Source organism: Gammaproteobacteria bacterium (ex Lamellibrachia satsuma), from assembly GCA_019623805.1.
Lineage (GTDB): Bacteria > Pseudomonadota > Gammaproteobacteria > Chromatiales > Chromatiaceae > QGON01.
Genome location: CP053680.1, coordinates 283,182 through 301,382 on the forward strand (window position 1 = coordinate 283,182; position 18,201 = coordinate 301,382).

Consider the following 18,201-nt stretch of genomic DNA (forward strand, 5'->3'; position numbering starts at 1 on the left):
CTGTTAATGGTTTCCGGGATGCCTCTCCAGGCCTGTTTTGATCCAGGTACTGCGCCCCACACCAAGCTGTGCCATAATGCGCCGCTTTTGTGCTTAACGTCTTCCTGCCTGCACCTTCGCATCTATCCAGTCGTCCACAAGCCTCTCACTATTTTTTCCGGAAACCATTTTGATCTCAACAGCCAATATCACCATGCAGTTCGGGGCAAAGCCCCTGTTTGAAAACATCTCGGTCAAGTTCGGCAGCGGCAACCGCTACGGCCTGATCGGCGCCAACGGTTGCGGCAAGTCAACCCTGATGAAAATCCTCGGCGGAGATCTGGAGCCGACTGCTGGCAACGTCGCCGTCGACCCCAATGAACGGTTGGGCAAGCTGCGCCAGAATCAGTTCGCCTATGAAACGCAGACGGTGCTCGACACAGTGATCATGGGACACGCCGAGCTGTGGAAGGTGAAGCAGGAACGAGACCGTATCTATGCGCTGCCGGAGATGAGCGAAGATGAAGGGATGCAGGTGGCCGAACTGGAGGTGGAATTTGCCGAGTTCGACGGCTACACCGCAGAGTCGCGTGCCGGTGAATTGTTGCTGGGCCTGGATATCCCGCTGGAGCAACACAACGGCCCGATGAGTGCAGTGGCCCCAGGCTGGAAACTGCGTGTCCTGCTGGCCCAGGCGCTGTTCGCCGAACCCGATATCATGCTACTCGATGAGCCCACCAACAATCTCGATATCAACACCATCCGCTGGCTGGAGGATGTGCTCAACGAACGCAACTCCACTATGATCATCATCTCCCATGACCGTCACTTTCTGAACAGCGTCTGCACCCACATGGCCGACCTGGATTACGGCGAGCTGCGTGTCTATCCGGGCAACTACGATGAGTACATGATGGCTGCCAGCCAGGTTCGTGAACGTCAGTTGGCCAACAATGCAAAGAAACAGGCGCAGATCGCCGAGCTGCAAACCTTTGTCAGCCGCTTCTCCGCCAACGCCTCAAAAGCCAAGCAGGCCACCTCACGCGCCAGGCAGATCGACAAGATCCAGCTTGATGAGATCAAACCCTCCAGCCGTCAGAACCCTTTCATCCGCTTCGACCAGGAGAAAAAACTCTACCGCCTGGCCCTGGAGGTTGAGGGACTCAGCAAAGGCTATGATGAAAAACCACTGTTCAACGGTCTGGATCTGATGGTCGAGGTTGGCGAACGCGTCGCCATCATCGGCCCTAACGGCATAGGTAAAACCACACTGCTTCGCACCCTGGTCGGCACCGGGCACAGAGGCCTGAGTCCCGACAGTGGCACGGTAAAATGGTCGGAGAATGTCACTATCGGCTACTACGCCCAGGACCACGCCGTCGACTTTGAGGATGATATAAACCTGCTGGAATGGATGAGCCAGTGGCAGCAGGAGGGCGACGATGAACAGGTGGTACGCAGCTACCTCGGCCGCATGCTCTTCTCTCAGAAGGAGATCGAAAAATCCGTAAAGGTGATCTCTGGTGGAGAACAGGGGCGCATGCTCTTCGGCAAGATCATGATGCACAAACCCAACGTATTGGTAATGGACGAGCCGACCAATCACCTGGATATGGAATCCATCGAGTCACTCAACACGGCGCTGGAGAACTACCCCGGCACCCTGATCTTCGTCAGCCATGACCGGGAGATCGTCTCCTCACTGGCCACCCGAATTATCGAACTCACCCCCGAGGGTATAGTCACCTTCAATGGCAATTACGAGGAGTACCTGAGCAACCAGGACGTGGTTTGACGTCTCTCAAGAAAGCACTGTCGAAATCTATACCGTTCAGACTGTCGTCAAAAAAAGCTTTTTGCGCGAACTGATGACCAGTGGTCCGATATGCCACCAACAGTTGCCAGGCAGGATGGTGTTTCTTGAAGTTGAGCAGAAACCGGGCATTGGATTTTGTGTCACCTGAAAATGCTCTGAATCAAAATAGAGATCTGTGGCTGGCCCCTATATTAAAACAGTGTGCGTAACTATCCAGCTCGCCTTTGATATGCGCATCACTCGACCATGAATGGTCGAGCTGGTGTAGGCCGGTTCAAGCACAGCGGAACCGGCAGCCTTATCTTTCTGCCAACCTAAACGCCCGATCCGCTACGCTTGATCGGGCCTACGTCTTATCCTGTCACGATGCGCCGGGCTTGAGCGATCTTCTCACTCAGAGACGTCGAGCGGATCGTCTCAAGCAACTCACCGAGTTTGAAAAAGTGATGCTGCTCATAGGCCACGCCCATCTGCGGCATATCAGCCAGCCCTGATTCACGGGCGTGCTCGACAAAGCCTTTGTTCTTCCAGAAGAAGGCTCCGGGCATGGTGGTGGGAATCACCACTACATAGAAGAGTGCCCTACCTATGACTGAGCTGGTCAGAGCCAGCAGTATCAGCGGCCCGAATACCCAGGCACTGGAGATGCCAGTTACTGCCACGCCCGCGGCCAGCAGCAGTGCGATTGCCAGTGCACCATTTCTCAGCCAGTAAGAGTAGCCATAGGTGGTTGTCTGTTCATAGAAGGAGACAGCACCTTCGCTCTCTTTCGCTTTCAGGTCGTGAGCATGGGCCAGCAAGCCGAATCCTTCCAGTGCCAGTCCTGCTGTGGCTGTAATCAGCAAAACCTGTGCAAGCTGAGAAGTCAGCGAACCGAATACCAGGGCAATCAGCGCTATCAGAAGTGATCCAAGACTCAGGCCGGTACCTGAGAAGCTTGCTCCGGTATGCCAGTGATTCCAGAAGGGGCGGGCCTCGATGCGATAGAGCTTGTACATAAAGTAACCGCCAAACCCTATACCCAACAGGCCGAGCACGGCGAAGATAGTCTGCAGGATCGAAGCCAGCGTGCCGTCAAAAAAGCTGGTCAGAGTGAAACCCGCCAGTCCACCAAAAAAGGCTGAAACACCAGCGATTTCACGGCTGACCGGGGAGAGGCGCAGGTTGTAGAATCCCCTGTAGAAGCGATGCGGTTTACCCAGGTGCATATTGAGTTTGAACAGGCCGATGGTTGTGAATAGCAACATGATCAGCAGGGCGGGCAGGAAAGCGTCGCTGGCAGTGAAACCACTCACTGCATCCAGTCCGGACCAGGAACCGATGGTCAGCAAAGCGAAGGCACCCATCACCATCTGTATGCTGAGTGTAAAGGCGATGTGGGCGTTCTCGTGGGAACCAAGCAACTTTCCCAGATTCCACTCCCGCTTGAAACCGTGCTTGGGATCGAGTGCTGGACGAAAACTCCCATCAACGTCATCGCGATGGTATTTCAGCGCAGTGCTATCGACACGTGCCATATCCCGCTGGGTGGTGCGGGTCTGCTGGAAGCGGATGTTGGGATGGGTGATATCAGTGCGTGGAAAACCGGGAATCTCACTCTTCGCCTGAGTGCGTCCCTCGGGGATGTTTTCGATAACACCAAAGTCCAGCGCCTTGCCCAGACAGGCTGAGACACAGGCGGGTTTGAGGCCTACTTCTAGCCGGTCCACGCACATATTGCACTTGGTCACCTGACCCTTTACCGGATCAAGCTGAGGCGCATTATAGGGGCAGACCCAGGTACAGTAGCCGCAGCCGAAGCAGATGTCCGGATCCTGCAGCACGGCGCCGTACTCTGAAAACTTGGTATAGGCGCGGGTCGGGCAACCCTTGAGACAGACAGGATCGTCGCAATGGTTACAGGCCATTGAGATATTGAGACGCTGGTAGGCAGGATAGGTACCGCCCTCCACAAAACCCACCGAGCGAAAGGCGATATGGGCCGGGTTGTCGTTCTTCTCACTACAGGCCGCCTCGCAAGCGTGGCAGGCGATGCAGTTGTCGGCATTGAAATAGAAACCGTGCTGCTTGTAGCGGTTGGGATTCTCACCAATGTCGTCGTCATCGTTGATGTTGAGGCTCACACCATGACGAGGGTCATCTTCGCTTACGGTTTCAATGGACTTGCCATAACGATTCTGACTCTGACAGGTCGAGTCATTGAGCCGAGCGTAGTCGGGTTCGTTTTCGCGTACTTGAAACATTACTAAACCTTTGGGGCAATTTGTTGGGTTACGCTGCGCTAACCCAACCTACTTATGTGAATGCTTAAAACTTGCGCATTTCCATACTCAACCTGGCCGCGGCCTTCTGGTCGGTGATCTTCTCGATACGTATCGCAGACTGCTTATAGGCAGGTTGGCGCGAATGGGGATCTAGCAACCCAAGTGTTAGCCGGTTCGCACAATCATGAAAATGGAACGGCAGAAAGACCATGTTCTTCGCCACCCGCTGGGTAGGCTGGGCCATAACCACCGCGTCGGAACGGCGCGATACCAAACGTACATACTCACCCCGTTGGATACCCAACTCGGCACAAAGATCCGGGCTGATCTCGATGAACGGGATTGGGCTGTATTTGTTGTTGTTGCCGATCTTTCCTGTCTTGGTGCGGCCGTGCCAATGCTCTATCAGACGTCCGGTATTGAGCCAGATGGGGAATTTCTCATCAGGCACCTCGTTGTTGTCGATAAAGGGCAGCGGGATCAGCTTTGCCTTGCCGTCGGCATAACGGAATGTCGCATCTTCGGTATACAGGCGCTTGCCACCTTTGGGCGGTGCCTCACCCATCTCCACCTGTTCCTGGGTGTAGGGCCACTGGATACCACGGTTTTTTTCGATCAGCTCGTGATTCATGCCGGAGATGTCTGACAATCGACCTTTGGATAGCTTACCCATCTCCAGAAAAATGTCGGGAGCACGCTCCGGAAACTCGACCTTGCCATCGCGATTAAAGCGTTCTGCCATACGATTGAAGATCCACAGATCGGGCTTTGCCTGGCCCGGAGGGCGACTGATGGGGTTGATCAGATTGATCCGCCGCTCTGTATTCGTCATCACGCCCTCCTTCTCCGCCCAAGTACCAGCGGGCAGGTAGGCGTGAGCATACTGGGTGCTCTCTGAATCTTCATAACAGTCCTGCACCACGCAGAACTCCAGCTTCTCCATCGCCTTGCGAACACGTGAGGTGTTGGGTAGAGAAGACATGGGATTAGTGGCAATCAGCCACAATCCCTTTATCTGGCCCGACTCGATGGCGTGATAGATATCGGTCTGGAACATACCGCGCTTCTTGGGAAAGAATTCGGGATCGACGTTCCAGGCCCTGGCGATCTCTTCCCTGTCTTCCGGGTTCTCCAGGTAACGATAATTGGGCAGACCGGAGCAGGAGGACCACTCGCGTGTACCCATGGCGTTACACTGCCCGGTAATCGAAAGGCTGGTACCGCCTGGCTTGCCGATGTTGCCGGTAAGCAGCGCCAGATTGTTGATACCCACCACACCGTCAGAGCCATGGGTGGACTGGTTGATGCCCATGGTCCAGATCTGCATTGCAGCACCTGCATTTGCAAAAAGACGCGCCACATGGCGGATGGTGTCTTCATCAATGCCGCAGATCTTGGAGGCGGTCACGGGATCATAGTTGGCGACCTCGGCCCGCAGTTCATCGATACCCTTGGTATTGGTCTCAATGTAGGACGCATCTTCCAGACCCTCGTCGAGGATCACATGCATCAGGGCGTTCTGTAGCACCACGTCCGTTCCCGGAGTGATCGGCAGATGCATGTGGGCGTTCTGAGCCAGCATGGTGACACGGGGGTCAACCACGATCAGTGGAAAACCGCGTTTCTCCTGCGCCTCTTTCATGCGCCAGTAGATGATCGGGTGTTGCTCCGGCAGGTTGGAGCCCCAGGCGATCAGGCAGTCGGTGTGCTCGAAGTCGTCGTAACAGCCGGGGGGACCGTCGGAGCCGAAAGAGCGTTTGTAGCCGGAGACCGCCGAGGCCATGCAGAGCGTGGTGTTACCGTCGTAGTTGTTGGTGCCGATCAGCCCACGGGTAAGCTTGCCCAGGGTATAGAACTCCTCGGTAAGCATCTGCCCGGTGGAGATGATGGCGAAAGCATCGCGGCCATACTTCTCCTGGATACGCCGAATCTCGTCGTGCGTCTTATCCAGGGCCTTATCCCAGTCGGTGGGCTGCCAGGGCTGATGCCAATGCTCACGAACCTTTGGCTCCAGGCCGCGACCGGCGGAATCAAACAGTTCGTGTTCGAAGATGCCCTTCAGGCAGAGCTTGCCGCGATTGACATCGGCTTCGGCCACGCCACGAGACGTCACTGCCTTGCCCTCGGAATTCAGCCCCACTTCGATGGAACAACCGGTGGAACAGTAGCCGCAGGCAGCGTACTTCCACTCTTTCACGCCTTTGTCCGCAATCTTGATGGGGTTCTTTTTTGAACGTCCAAATAACATGGAGCATCTCTCAACAGATCAGAATAGACGATGCGGTTCACAGGCTCACCGCATCAATCACTTAAGCCACCGCTTCAACCTGCGGCAACTGCAGCAGCACCTTGCCGCCCTCCACTCTTGCAGGAAAGACATTGGCACAGCCCTCATCCGGCCCCAGCGCCTCACCACTGTTCAGGTCAATCTTCCAATTATGCAGCGGACAGGTTACCGAAGAACCATGCATGATGCCCTGCGACAGGGGGCCGTTCTTATGTGGGCAAGCATCACGTATCGCATAGACCTGATCGTCTGAACCCCGGAATACCGCAATATCCATGTCGCGGGTCTTGATCACGCGGGAGCCAAGAACCGGAATCTGCGTTAATTCTACTACTTCAATCCATTCACTCATTCTCTTACTCCTCACACTGCCAATTCGATTGGGGTGAATTCATTTGCCTCGGCACCATCTGCCCGTGCTTTCCAGGGGTCGATCTGGGCATACTTCTGACCAAGCTTGAAGCGTTCATGCAGCGCCTTGCGCCCTGCTTCGTCTTCCAGGATGCACGCTTTGATATGGTTCAGTCCCACACGTTCCACCCAAGGAGCGGTGCGTTCCAGATAGTGGGCCTCTTCGCGGTAAAGCTGGGTGAAGGCGCCGCAGTACTCCAGCACCTCCTCTTCGGTCTCCACCCGGCAGAGCAGGTCGGTAACACGCACCTTGATACCGCCGTTACCGCCAACGTGTAATTCATAACCCGAGTCGACACAGACCACGCCGAAGTCCTTGATGGTCGCCTCGGCACAGTTACGCGGACAACCGGAAACTGCCAGCTTGAACTTGTGGGGCATCCAGGAGCCCCAAGTGAGTTCCTCAAGTTGCACACCTAAACCCGTGGAGTTCTGTGTACCGAAGCGGCACCAAGTCTTGCCCGCACAGGTTTTGACTGTACGCATCGCCTTACCGTAGGCGTGACCGGAGACAAAACCGGCAGCAGAGAGATCCTTCCACATCGGAGGCAGGTCCTCTTTTTTTACACCAAAGAGGTCGATACGCTGGCCGCCGGTAACCTTCATCTCCGGTACGTCGAACTTGTCACAGACATCGGCAATGGCGCGCAAATCCTTGGGGGTGCAGAGACCACCAAACATACGCGGCACCACCGAGTAGGTGCCATCTTTCTGGATGTTGCCGTGGGCACGCTCGTTGATGAAACGTGACTGGGCATCATCCTGATACTCTTCCGGCCAACGCGCCAGCAAGTAATAATTCAATGCTGGGCGGCAGCTGGCGCAGCCATCCGGGGTCTTCCAGTTGAGGTAGTCGAACAGCTGACGCATCGACTTGAGCTCTTCATTTTGTATCGCCTCGATCACCTCATCATGGCTGTGCTCGGTGCAACCGCACATAGGTTTTTTGCTCGGCGCGGCAGAGTAGCCTTCGCCCACTGTGCTCGCCAGGATCGACTCCACCAGACCGGTACAGGAGCCGCAGGAGGCGGAAGCCTTGGTGTGTGCGCGCACCTCATCCAGGGTAAAAAGCCCCTTGGTGGTTATGGCATTGACGATATCGCCCTTACAAACGCCGTTACAGCCGCAGATCTCGGCATCGTCTGAGAGATTGGCAACCCGTGCACCGTCACCGTGACCGGCATCACCGAGGTCGTGTTGACCAAAGAGAATCGTGCTGCGGAAACCCGAGATATCCGTACCCTCACGCAGCAATTGGAAATACCAGGTGCCGTCCATAGTGTCGCCATACATCACCGCACCTTTGATTTGGTTATCGCGGATCACCAGCTTTTTATAGACACCCTGTGCCGGATCCTGCATCACCAGGGTCTCGTCGCCCTCCTCCTCATTGAACTCTCCGGCGGAGAAGAGATCGATGCCGGTCACCTTCAGCTTGGTTGAGGTGACTGAGCCTTCATAGCGTCCATAACCGAGATGAGCCAGATGGTTGGCGCAGACCTTGGCCTGCTCGAAGAGAGGCGCCACCAGACCGTAACAGTTGCCCCGGTGCTGTACGCACTCGCCCACAGCGTAGATCTTTGGGTCGAAGGTCTGCATAGTATCGTTGACCACGATGCCGCGTTCGCAGTGGATACCCGCCTGCTCCGCCAAGGCGAAACTGGGGCGAATGCCTACGGCCATCACCACCAGGTCAGCATCGATATTGGAGCCGCCGGCGAACTTCACGCCAGTGACACGTTTTTCTCCAACGATGGAGGCGGTCTGCGCCTCCATCAAAAAATTCATACCTTTCTGCTCAAGGGATGCCTTCAGTAGATTGGCTGCAGGTTTGTCGAGCTGGCGTTCCATGAGGATGTCCATCAGATGCACCACGGTGACATCCATACCGTTCTTCATCAGGCCGTTTGCCGCTTCAAGGCCGAGCAAGCCACCACCGATCACCACCGCCTTCTTATAATTGGAGGCGGTCTCCAGCATGATCTCCACATCCTTGATGTCGCGGAATCCAATAACGCCATCCAGGTCAGAGCCGGGCACTGGGATAATGAAAGGGGTGGAGCCGGTGGCGATCAACAGTCGGTCATAGGCCACCGACTTACCAGCTGCGCTCTTGACCTGCCGTCCAACCCGATCGATCTCCACCACCGGGTCTCCGGTGTGCAGGGTAATGCAATTTTCGGCATACCACTCATGGCTGTTGAGGATAATGTCGTCGATGGTCTTTTCGCCAGCTAACACCGGTGAGAGCATGATGCGATTGTAGTTGGGATGGGGTTCATCGCCGAAAACAGTTATTTCGTATTTGTCCGCCTCTTCGAGCTTGAACAGCTCTTCCAGGGTGCGGATACCGGCCATGCCGTTACCGATTAGTACCAACTTCTCTTTCATGGTTACCCTCTACATCTGATCCTGCAGCGGAGTTTCGCCGCTCTGTTTTGGATCCTTAAAGCAAAGGCTATGCCAAAAAGAAAAAATATCGGGCTATCCCTTTGTTTATGCGTAATCCTTATTTACACAAAGTCGGCTAACCAAAAGCGATAATAAGCAGCTACGCTCTATTTTGGTGCATCTATCCACTCATTCGCCCCTCAATAAACCCTACTCTAATTATGGGCGGTATCTCCTGCCCAACCATCTCGCTAACAGTGCCTTGAGAAGCTGTTAGATCACTTAATGCACGCTCGGGAAACCGAGAATTGCACGCTGCTCCAAAATCGAACGAAGCTGGCCCTGACATGCACCGGCTTTGGGCCACCCCATGATGTCTGAATAGGTTGATATTCAGAATTCGTTCTTAAAAACAACATGATACAAACTTGGCACGGATATCGCTTATGACTTGGAAATATTTCATTTTCCACAAGGAGTAACGCATGTCGGAAAACAAACTCGGTCTTTTGTCATTCACAGGAAAGATAAAGACACTTCACCTCACCTGGTTCGCCTTTTTCCTGAGCTTTGTGGTCTGGTTCAACCATGCGCCACTGATGGCTTCGATCCAGGAGGCATTCAATCTGAGCAGTCAGGAGGTGAAGGCGCTGCTGATCATCAATGTGGCCTTGACCATTCCGGCACGTATCATCATCGGTATGTTGGTGGACCGCTTCGGACCGAGGATTGTTTTTTCATCCCTGCTATTCTCCTCCAGCTTCATCTGCTTTTTGTTTGCTATTGCAGACTCTTATACCGCACTGCTGGCAAGCCGTTTTGCCTTGGGCTTCGTCGGCGCAGGCTTTGTCATCGGCATCCGCATGATCGGTGAATGGTTTCCCGCCAAGCAGGTGGGCGTCGCCGAAGGCATCTATGGTGGCTGGGGCAACTTCGGCTCCGCCGCTGCTGTAATGAGCCTGCCCACTGTTGCGCTGATATTCGGCGGAGATGATGGCTGGCGCTATGCTGTCGCTTCCACCGGCGTGATCACCCTGGTCTACTCCTTCATCTACTACAAGCTGGCACGCAACACGCCGAAGGGTTCCACCTACTTCAAACCGAAGAAAACAGGCGCCATGGAAGTGACCAGCAAGGGAGACTTCTTCTTCTACCTGGTGATGAACATCCCCATGTATGCAGCGCTGGCCGTTCTAACCTGGAAACTGGGTCCTGAAAATCTGAAGATCCTGGGTGCCACTGCTGCCAATGCCATCTATATCGGCCTTGCTGTGCTCTATGCCTATCAGACATCACAGGTATGGCGCATCAATAAACATGTCTTTAAGGAAGAGGTACCGGAGATCCACCGCTATAAGTTCAAGCAGGTGGCGATCCTCGATCTCGCCTACTTTGTAACTTTCGGCTCCGAGCTGGCCGTGGTTTCAATGCTTCCTCTCTTCTTCAAAGATACCTTCGACCTGAGCATTGTGCAGGCGGGTCTGTTGGCATCGGGTTTTGCCTTTATGAACCTGGTGGCCCGCCCCAGTGGCGGACTCTTCAGCGATAAATTCGGTCGCCGCAAGATGCTCAGCCTGCTCATCGCCGGTCTGGCTATTGGTTATTTCATCCTGGCCCAGATCACCTCTGGCTGGCCGCTTGCTCTGGCTGTGATCGCCACCATGGCCTGCTCTTTCTTTGTACAGGCGGGTGAAGGCGCAGTATTTGCCATGGTGCCCCTGGTCAAGCGACGCATGACCGGTCAGGTGGCCGGTATGGCTGGCGCTTACGGCAACGTGGGCGCAGTTACCTTCCTTACCGTCTTCTCCTTTGTATCACCTCAGATCTTCTTTCTGGTGATCGCTGGCGCGGCAATCGTCTGCCTGGTCGCCGTTCAGTTTCTGGATGAGCCTGAGGGCCATACCGCAGAGGTGATGGAAGATGGCAGTGTGCAGATGATCGAGGTGAGTTAAGCCGATTCGACTGAGTCTGCAGGTTAGGTTAGCGTAAGCGTTAACCCGACCTGCATGATCTTAGGCAGCATACGAAAAAGAATGCGCACAAAACTCGAAATTGATTATGCCTTTCGCAGCGAGGCGGGTGTCAAACAGGACAATGACGACACCTGCAACGTCTGCGTCCCTGAGGACAACCTACTCCTGACCAAAGGCGTGGCTGCGGCCATCGCAGACGGGGTCAGTTCCAGCGAAGGTGGAGGACGGGCCAGTCGGATCTGTGTATCGGGGTTTCTCTCCGACTATTTCAGTACGCCTGAATCCTGGACCGTCAAGACTGCAGCCGGCAAGGTGCTGGGTGCTCTGAACCGCTGGCTTTGTGGTCAGGGACAGTCAGAATACGACTCTGCACGGGGTATGCTCACTACCTTCAGCGGCTTGATCCTCAAATCGACCACCGCCCATATCGTGCATATCGGTGACTCGCGTATCTACCGTTATCGCAATGGCGACCTGGAACAGATCACCCGCGACCATCGGGTCTGGGTTTCCAAGGAGAAGGAGTTTCTTTCCCGCGCCATGGGAGCCGACCCTCACATCGACATCGACTACCATGCCGTAGCCGTGGAAGAGAACGATAACTTTATCTTTACCACCGACGGTGTGCACGACTTTTTCACCCGCCGGGAATTATTGAAAATTTTCGACTGCCATGACTCCAACCTGCAGGCCTGCGCCAATGCGCTGGTAGAGACGGCTCTGGAAAACGGCAGCAACGACAATGCCAGTTGCCAGATCATTCAGGTATTGAAACTCCCGCAGGAGACCGAGGCCGATATATTCCAGCGGGTATCCGACCTGCCCTTCCCCCCCGACCTCCAACCTGGAATGAAGATTGACGGCTACGAAATCCTGCGTGAGATGCACGCTGGCAAACGTAGCGAGGTGTTTCTGGCGCTGGATCTCGAATCTGACGAAAAAGTGGTACTGAAGACCCCTTCGGTCAACTACCGGGATGATGCAGACTATCTTGAAGGTTTTCTACACGAAGAGTGGGTGGGACGGCGTATCCGCAATGCCCATATCCTGCGTATTCTCGAACCCAGACGTCGTCACTTTCTCTACAACATCGCCGAATACGTGGAAGGACGCAGCCTGGGTCAGTGGATCCAGGACAATGGCCCCGCTGATCTACACCAGACCCGCACTCTGGCGGAACAGATCATCAGTGGTCTGAGGGCTCTACACCGGATGGAGATGTTTCATCAGGACCTGAAGCCCGACAACATACTGATAGACAATCACGGCACTGTAAAATTGATCGATTTTGGCTCAATCCGGGTTGCCGGCATGGACGAAATCGACAGTGAAATCGACCATACTGCACCCCAGGGAACCCTGGATTATGCGGCGCCGGAATGCCTCCGGGGGGAGGCCTGCACCCACGCATCAGACCTCTATTCAGTCGGCGTCATCCTCTACGAGATGCTGACAAAAAAACTCCCCTATGGGGAGAGCGATGCGCCAAACCCGAAAAAACGCCTGAACTACCGGCCAGCACGCCTCTATAATCCGGAGATTCCCACCTGGGTTGATGGGGCACTGGAGAAAGCGGTGCACCCTCAGCCTGCAAAACGCTATCAGTCTTTGTCCGAGTTTCAATACGACCTGGAACACCCCAATCCGGCATTTGGCAATCTCGCTCAGCTACCTCTTCTGGAGCGAAACCCGCTGCGTTTCTGGCAGATTCTCTGCGGCCTGTTGTTTCTGCTTAATCTGTTTCTGATATTCAAGACCTGATTCTGTTTCTTCTCGATTTGATAATAGTAATAACTGAATGGTTAAAGAACCGTTGAATTGACCAGAAGCGCTTTAGCGGTCACGCCCTTTTCCACGACCATTACTTTGCTGAAGCATTTGCCTGCCTTCTGATTGCTGTCTTAAATTGGCTGCAGCACCACCTGTCTTTGAATGGGAGGCATGCTCACGGGCTGCCCTGCGGGACTCATACCCCATACCAAACCAAGTCCAGGAAGCGCCCTTCTCCGGCATTTTCAAACCCTCTTGCGCAGTAACAGCTTTGAGTGTGCCAGCCTCGTCTTCCATCAAAACGTCACCACTCTCTTGCGCATAGGCGTTGGTCGCCATCATTAGCGCCAGCAAACAAACCCGTCTGTTAGTCAATCGAAGCATTGCCGAATCCATACCGCATCAGATATATCTCAAAACCATTTCCAGGTAAACCTGCCTACGCCTACAATCGAAAATGAATGCGTATGACCTGTGATGTTCACCTATAATTTACCACAGTAAACCGATATCTTAATGGCCTCTCTATATAGGGATATAATAACCAATGCTTGTATCTCCTTCATTTCTCTACGGGCGAAATTTGTTACAGGTTGTTTCATTGCAATCAATCTCACAGTAATTTCAGGAACCGCTAAATGAATAATTCCATTGAAGCCAACCCTCGTCTGTTGGTGGTGGATGACGACCGGAGGTTAAGGGAACTTCTCATTCGTTATCTGGGTCAGGAAGATTTCGCCGTCCACGGAGTGGAAGGTAGTGTGGCGATGGATGAGTATCTTGAGAGAAGTCAGGTTGACCTGATCATTCTTGATCTGATGATGCCAGGAGAAGACGGCCTGTCGATAGCACGTCGTCTGAGAAGTAACGGCGAGATCCCGATCATCATGTTGACGGCACGAGGGGAGGACATCGACAGAATCATTGGGCTGGAAATGGGTGCCGATGACTACCTGCCAAAACCTTTCAATCCACGGGAACTACTGGCCAGGATCCGCGCGGTTTTGAGACGCCGGCAATTACCTGGACAGTCCAGTCAAGCTGCAGAGACAACAGAGTCGTTCAGTTTTGGGGACTTTACCATCGACTTCCAGACTCATGTCTTTAGCAAAGGTGGAGATGAGATACCCCTCACCGGTGGCGAGTATACGCTGCTTGAAGCTCTGGCCAGGAGTCCGAACAGGGTGCTGACACGAGACTACCTGGTGGAAACGCTGAAGGGGTACGAGCGCCTGCCCTATGATCGAAGCATCGATGTGCGCGTAACACGCCTGCGCAAGAAAATCGAAGCGGACCCCACCAATCCAAGATATATCCGTACCATATGGGGTAAGGGCTATATCTTTACGCCAAAGGGTAACGCACCAAGCTCGTGAGTCTGGCCAAATACACTCAAACGCTATTTGGTCGCACCGGATTGACGATCACTTTGGCATTTCTGGTTTTTTCCCTTTTTGCCGTGCTGGTGAATGCAACACTGATTCTCAGACCCATCGAACGGCAGGCAGCGGATGACCTTGCTGCACTGATAGAATTATCGACAAAAACCTGGGTTGAGCTGCCTCCGGACACCCGTACCGATTTTGAACGTGAAATGCGCAAGAGCCACCAGTTGCGAATCTACGAGGCCGAAAACGAAATCGCAGAATATGAAAATGACAAAGCTTATCTAATAGCGTTGGTTGACTCATTGGAGAACCGGATCGGCAAGCCGGTGCCACTGCGTAAAATGGATTTTAGCGATGATTGGCTATGGGTCGATATCCCGATTGCAAACCGGGTACTCAGGATCGGGTTTGAAGCGGAGAGGATGGAGGTTCAGATCCCCCTGGCCCTGGTATTGATCGTTGTCATGGGGACCTTGATCGTCACTCTGGTCTCTCTGGTGTTGGTGCGGCGAATTACGAAACCCCTGGCACGACTGGCGGAAGCAACAAAGACGCTGGGGCAGGCCCAGGACCATGTGCAGGTTCCAGAAGTGGGGCCGAGCGAACTTGCTGATCTGGCAAAAGGTTTCAATCGCATGGATACACAGGTAAGGGAGCTTCTGGCTAACCGCACCACACTGCTAGCCGGAGTTTCCCACGATCTGCGGACCCCCATTGCCCGTGTTCGTCTCGCGGTGGAGTTACTGCCGTCTGAACAGAAATCGGAGCTGGAGCAGGGAATTCTCGACGACCTGGAGGAGATGGACAATCTGATCGGCCAGGCGATGGAGTTTGCCAGAAGTTTAGGCTCCAGCAAGGAGATGACAGTCGATGTCGGCGCACTGTTATTGGAGATCGTTGGGGAATATGCGCGGGGCGGCCATGCTGTGAGATTGACCGCCGAGTCAGGTTGTGTGGGGGAGCTGTCATCAAACGCTCTGCGCAGAGTCACCACGAATCTGCTGGATAACGCAGTCAGATATAGCCATGAGCAACCGGTGGAACTGTCGTGTGAATCCGACGCCGGCAGTATAATTATCCGCTTTGCCGACCGGGGACCGGGAATACCGGAGGCATTTCGACGAGTCGCCTTCGACCCTTTCTGGCGAATGGAGTCATCCCGTAATCCGGACACCGGGGGCAGCGGCCTGGGATTGGCGGTGGTCAAACAGCTAAGTGATGCGAATGGCTGGGAAATAGAACTGGGTGAATCGGTAATCTACAGCGGCCTTGAAGTTACATTACGTCTGCCGCTCTCAACAGAAGGGTAGCCCTGCCGCATCTCCCAGAAAAATCAAAGAATGATGTTAAGACTTAGTAAAATCCGCTTCATCGTATAGTCGTTGGAGCCTACTTCACCAATCGGGCTCCCACCTCCATCCGTCCGGTTCTTCGACCAGTCTGCCTGCGTCCGAAGCGTGGCGTATTTCCCAATCTGATAGCTGGCTGCCACACCTGCCAGGTTTGTTTTATCTTTCCTGGTGGTATCGAGGTAGTCGAACAGGGCGAGCCCGGAAAATAGAGTAAGATGGGTGTTGGAAGTCAATTGATAGGAGATATCCAAGTCAAGAGCGGATTCCAAATATCCGGAAGCATCAATGAGGGTCGTCTCGTTGAGCGTTCTGTCACTTGAGAGTGACAGCTGCCACTTCTCTCTGGGTTGCCAGTATAAGTTGAGCGCGAAGTCAACGGCGCTGAGCCTACTGAATTCCGGGTCTTTATACTCTTGTCCCAACCAACCCAGATAGGCCTCAAAATCGAAGGTATCACCCTGTTTCAAGTGTATTCCCACCGCACTGCGGAAACCATCGGAATCGCGTTGTAAACCCGCGTCATCAGTAGCTTGTTGATAGATCCGCTGTTCACCGGATGCCTGGAGAAACCAGGAAAAATCTTTTGTGTGTCGCCGTTCCAGTCGAAGAGCAATGCTCCTGATATCCCTATCACGGTCGCCATTGTAAACCGGCCCTTCCAGGCTTTCGCCATCTTCATAACGCCAAGTCTCCTGAATTACGCCGGCACGCAGTTGGTAATCTCCACGCTGGTGAAGAAGACCAATACTTACATCCTTAATATCGTAGACAATGGGGCTTAAGGTTCGTCGAGTGTCGTTCGGAGAAGTTCGCTCTTCGTGTTTCAAATGGTACCCGGTTGCCAACATCAAGTGAGTAGTGCTGTCGGCAGCGACTAACGCACCGAGTTTCAACCAGCCATCCGTATAGTCTTCAAGGGAATTAGTCCGGTAGAGAGCCGACTCGACACCAAGATCCAGAGAGAGACGTGTGGCATCCATGTCGAATTCTACGGCGAGAGCCGGTGCGATGAAGGCAGCCCAGTCGGAAACGGCGAAAGAGTCATCCGCATAAATATTATCGTTATACCTTTCTTCAAGCTCGAGCGAAAAAGAGAGGTTAAGTTTATCGCTCTCCTTCGGCATCGAAGGTGCTTCGCTCGCGTAAACACGAAAAGATAGTACACAGAGCAACAAGCTTAACCGAATCCAGGGTGTCCGATTAGCGCTGAAGAGTCGTTTATTCATCTATTTATTCAGGGGCCGTGCCGAATGGAAACATATTGAAACAAAACGCCTTATGAAAGAAACCGGCCAGAAACAATCTTCGGGAATCTCTGATTAAAAATAACTTTGACGTGGTCCAATGGACAGGTACACCCCAGTTAAGCATCATTGACTTAACTGAGGTAGAAAAATGAAAGAACGAAAGAAATATTCGAAGGAATTCAAGCTAGACGCGGTCAGTCTGGTTCTTGAGCAGGAATATACTCGAAGGGAAGCAGCAAACAGTCTGGGCATCAATGCCCAAATGCTGGGGCGCTGGGTGAAAGAACATCAGGCAGAAGATGGGCAGGCATTTCGAGGCAATGGCAAGTTGAGTTCTGAACAGGAAGAAATCAGGAAGCTCAAGGCTCAGGTTAAACGCCTTGAGATGGAGAAAGAAATCTTAAAAAAAGCAACGGTATTCTTTGCAGCAGAAACGAAGTGAAATATTCGTTCATCACCCAGCATAAGAATGCCTATCCAATCAGCTTGCAATGTCAGGTTTTGGGTGTGAGTCGTAATGGTTACTACCAGTATCAAAGGGGCTTGGGTAACAGGCCAGACCGAATACATCAGGAGATGCTGGAGTGGGTTGAGGATATCGCCAAGAGTTCAGACTACACTTATGGCAGTCGCAGAATGAAAAAAGCCTTGAATGTCCTGGGCTATCCGGTGAGTCGGAATAAGGCAAGGAAGTTAATGCGTGAAGCCAATGTACAGGCGCGTCAGCGCAGGAAATATAAGGTTACGACAAACAGTAACCACCAGCAGTCGGTTTTTAACAACCTGCTCAAGCGAGAGTTTGCTGTGGCCCAGCCCGATCATGTCTATGCGGCGGACGTGACTTATGTATGGACCCAGGAAGGCTGGTTATACCTGGCGGTAGTGATAGACCTGTATTCACGTAAAGTGGTCGGCTGGAGCATGAGTTCCCGGATGAAGGCAAAGCTGGTCTGTGATGCATTGCAAATGGCGATCTGGCGACGTCGACCGAAGGGCGGATTGATTCACCACTCAGATCGTGGTTCTCAATATGCCAGCAAGGCTTTTCGGCGGTTACTCAAAGCCCATGATATCAATGGCAGTATGAGCAGGAAGGGTGACTGCTGGGATAATGCTGTAGTGGAAAGCTTCTTTGGCAGCCTCAAGCAGGAACGGGTGCATTGGAGAAGCTACCAGACACGTTACGAAGCCCAGCAGGACATATTGGAATATATTTCCATGTTTTATAATAGTACGCGGCTGCATTCATACCTGGATTATATGAGTCCGAATGATTTTGAGCAGCAAATGATGGCGCAGAAAAAAGCGGCTTAACTGGGTGTA

General features: G+C 53.5%; 12 protein-coding genes. 6 read left to right on the top strand and 6 right to left on the bottom strand.

Going from position 1 to position 18,201, the window contains the following annotated elements; translation table 11 throughout:
- The first annotated feature begins 169 nt into the window (after positions 1-169).
- Entirely contained in the window at positions 170-1,774 is a 1,605-nt protein-coding gene (locus HPY30_01260; GenBank protein QYZ64734.1) for an ABC-F family ATPase, read from the top strand.
- Positions 1,775-2,148: 374 nt separating this feature from the next.
- On the opposite strand, the gene HPY30_01265 is transcribed toward HPY30_01260, so the two are convergent.
- From HPY30_01265 to HPY30_01280, 4 genes are all read right to left on the bottom strand, one after another.
- Entirely contained in the window at positions 2,149-4,038 is a 1,890-nt protein-coding gene (locus tag HPY30_01265; GenBank protein ID QYZ64735.1) for a dimethyl sulfoxide reductase anchor subunit, read from the bottom strand.
- A gap of 64 nt (positions 4,039-4,102) precedes the next feature.
- Complete coding sequence (locus HPY30_01270; GenBank protein QYZ64736.1) at positions 4,103-6,307, bottom strand: molybdopterin-dependent oxidoreductase; 2,205 nt, start codon at positions 6,305-6,307, stop codon at positions 4,103-4,105.
- Positions 6,308-6,368: 61 nt separating this feature from the next.
- Positions 6,369-6,698, bottom strand: coding sequence for a nitrite reductase small subunit NirD (gene nirD / locus HPY30_01275; GenBank protein ID QYZ64737.1), 330 nt, complete (start codon positions 6,696-6,698; stop codon positions 6,369-6,371).
- Positions 6,699-6,709: 11 nt separating this feature from the next.
- Positions 6,710-9,148 (bottom strand): NAD(P)/FAD-dependent oxidoreductase, encoded by a 2,439-nt coding sequence (locus HPY30_01280; protein ID QYZ64738.1) that lies wholly within the window; start codon positions 9,146-9,148, stop codon positions 6,710-6,712.
- Positions 9,149-9,633: 485 nt separating this feature from the next.
- Between HPY30_01280 and HPY30_01285 the strand changes: the two genes are divergently transcribed.
- Together HPY30_01285 and HPY30_01290 are read left to right on the top strand one after the other, a co-directional pair.
- Entirely contained in the window at positions 9,634-11,100 is a 1,467-nt protein-coding gene (locus HPY30_01285) for a NarK family nitrate/nitrite MFS transporter (protein QYZ64739.1), read from the top strand.
- Positions 11,101-11,181: 81 nt separating this feature from the next.
- Positions 11,182-12,882 (top strand): bifunctional protein-serine/threonine kinase/phosphatase, encoded by a 1,701-nt coding sequence (locus tag HPY30_01290; GenBank protein QYZ64740.1) that lies wholly within the window; start codon positions 11,182-11,184, stop codon positions 12,880-12,882.
- A 72-nt stretch (positions 12,883-12,954) separates the two neighbouring features.
- On the opposite strand, the gene HPY30_01295 is transcribed toward HPY30_01290, so the two are convergent.
- On the bottom strand, positions 12,955-13,275 hold the full coding sequence (locus HPY30_01295) for a hypothetical protein (GenBank protein ID QYZ64741.1): 321 nt from the start codon (positions 13,273-13,275) through the stop codon (positions 12,955-12,957).
- A gap of 254 nt (positions 13,276-13,529) precedes the next feature.
- Between HPY30_01295 and HPY30_01300 the strand changes: the two genes are divergently transcribed.
- Together HPY30_01300 and HPY30_01305 are read left to right on the top strand one after the other, a co-directional pair.
- Positions 13,530-14,267, top strand: a complete 738-nt coding sequence (locus HPY30_01300) for a response regulator (protein ID QYZ64742.1) — start codon at positions 13,530-13,532, stop codon at positions 14,265-14,267.
- Positions 14,264-15,589 (top strand): HAMP domain-containing protein, encoded by a 1,326-nt coding sequence (locus HPY30_01305; GenBank protein QYZ64743.1) that lies wholly within the window; start codon positions 14,264-14,266, stop codon positions 15,587-15,589. The genes HPY30_01300 and HPY30_01305 overlap by 4 nt, the downstream gene beginning before the upstream one ends.
- A gap of 23 nt (positions 15,590-15,612) precedes the next feature.
- On the opposite strand, the gene HPY30_01310 is transcribed toward HPY30_01305, so the two are convergent.
- The gene (locus HPY30_01310) at positions 15,613-16,755 is read right to left on the bottom strand and encodes an outer membrane beta-barrel protein (GenBank protein QYZ64744.1); all 1,143 of its coding nucleotides are present in this window, start codon (positions 16,753-16,755) and stop codon (positions 15,613-15,615) included.
- Between the two features lie 271 nt (positions 16,756-17,026).
- On the opposite strand from HPY30_01310, the gene HPY30_01315 reads away from it, so the two are divergent.
- Positions 17,027-18,192 (top strand): IS3 family transposase gene (locus tag HPY30_01315; GenBank protein QYZ64745.1). Its coding sequence is split into 2 segments (ribosomal slippage): positions 17,027-17,288 and positions 17,288-18,192, totalling 1,167 coding nucleotides; the frame shifts between segments, so codons are not numbered across the junction.
- Positions 18,193-18,201: the final 9 nt, after the last annotated feature.

What these genes read in the sequence shown, in the direction of transcription:
- HPY30_01265 (QYZ64735.1), bottom strand. Translation starts at nt 4,038, where the DNA reads ATGTTTCAAGTACGCGAAAACGAACCCGACTACGCTCGGCTCAATGAC.
- HPY30_01270 (QYZ64736.1), bottom strand. Translation starts at nt 6,307, where the DNA reads ATGTTATTTGGACGTTCAAAAAAGAACCCCATCAAGATTGCGGACAAA.
- nirD (QYZ64737.1), bottom strand. Translation starts at nt 6,698, where the DNA reads ATGAGTGAATGGATTGAAGTAGTAGAATTAACGCAGATTCCGGTTCTT.
- HPY30_01280 (QYZ64738.1), bottom strand. Translation starts at nt 9,148, where the DNA reads ATGAAAGAGAAGTTGGTACTAATCGGTAACGGCATGGCCGGTATCCGC.
- HPY30_01285 (QYZ64739.1), top strand. Translation starts at nt 9,634, where the DNA reads ATGTCGGAAAACAAACTCGGTCTTTTGTCATTCACAGGAAAGATAAAG.
- HPY30_01290 (QYZ64740.1), top strand. Translation starts at nt 11,182, where the DNA reads ATGCGCACAAAACTCGAAATTGATTATGCCTTTCGCAGCGAGGCGGGT.
- HPY30_01295 (QYZ64741.1), bottom strand. Translation starts at nt 13,275, where the DNA reads ATGCTTCGATTGACTAACAGACGGGTTTGTTTGCTGGCGCTAATGATG.
- HPY30_01300 (QYZ64742.1), top strand. Translation starts at nt 13,530, where the DNA reads ATGAATAATTCCATTGAAGCCAACCCTCGTCTGTTGGTGGTGGATGAC.
- HPY30_01310 (QYZ64744.1), bottom strand. Translation starts at nt 16,755, where the DNA reads ATGCCGAAGGAGAGCGATAAACTTAACCTCTCTTTTTCGCTCGAGCTT.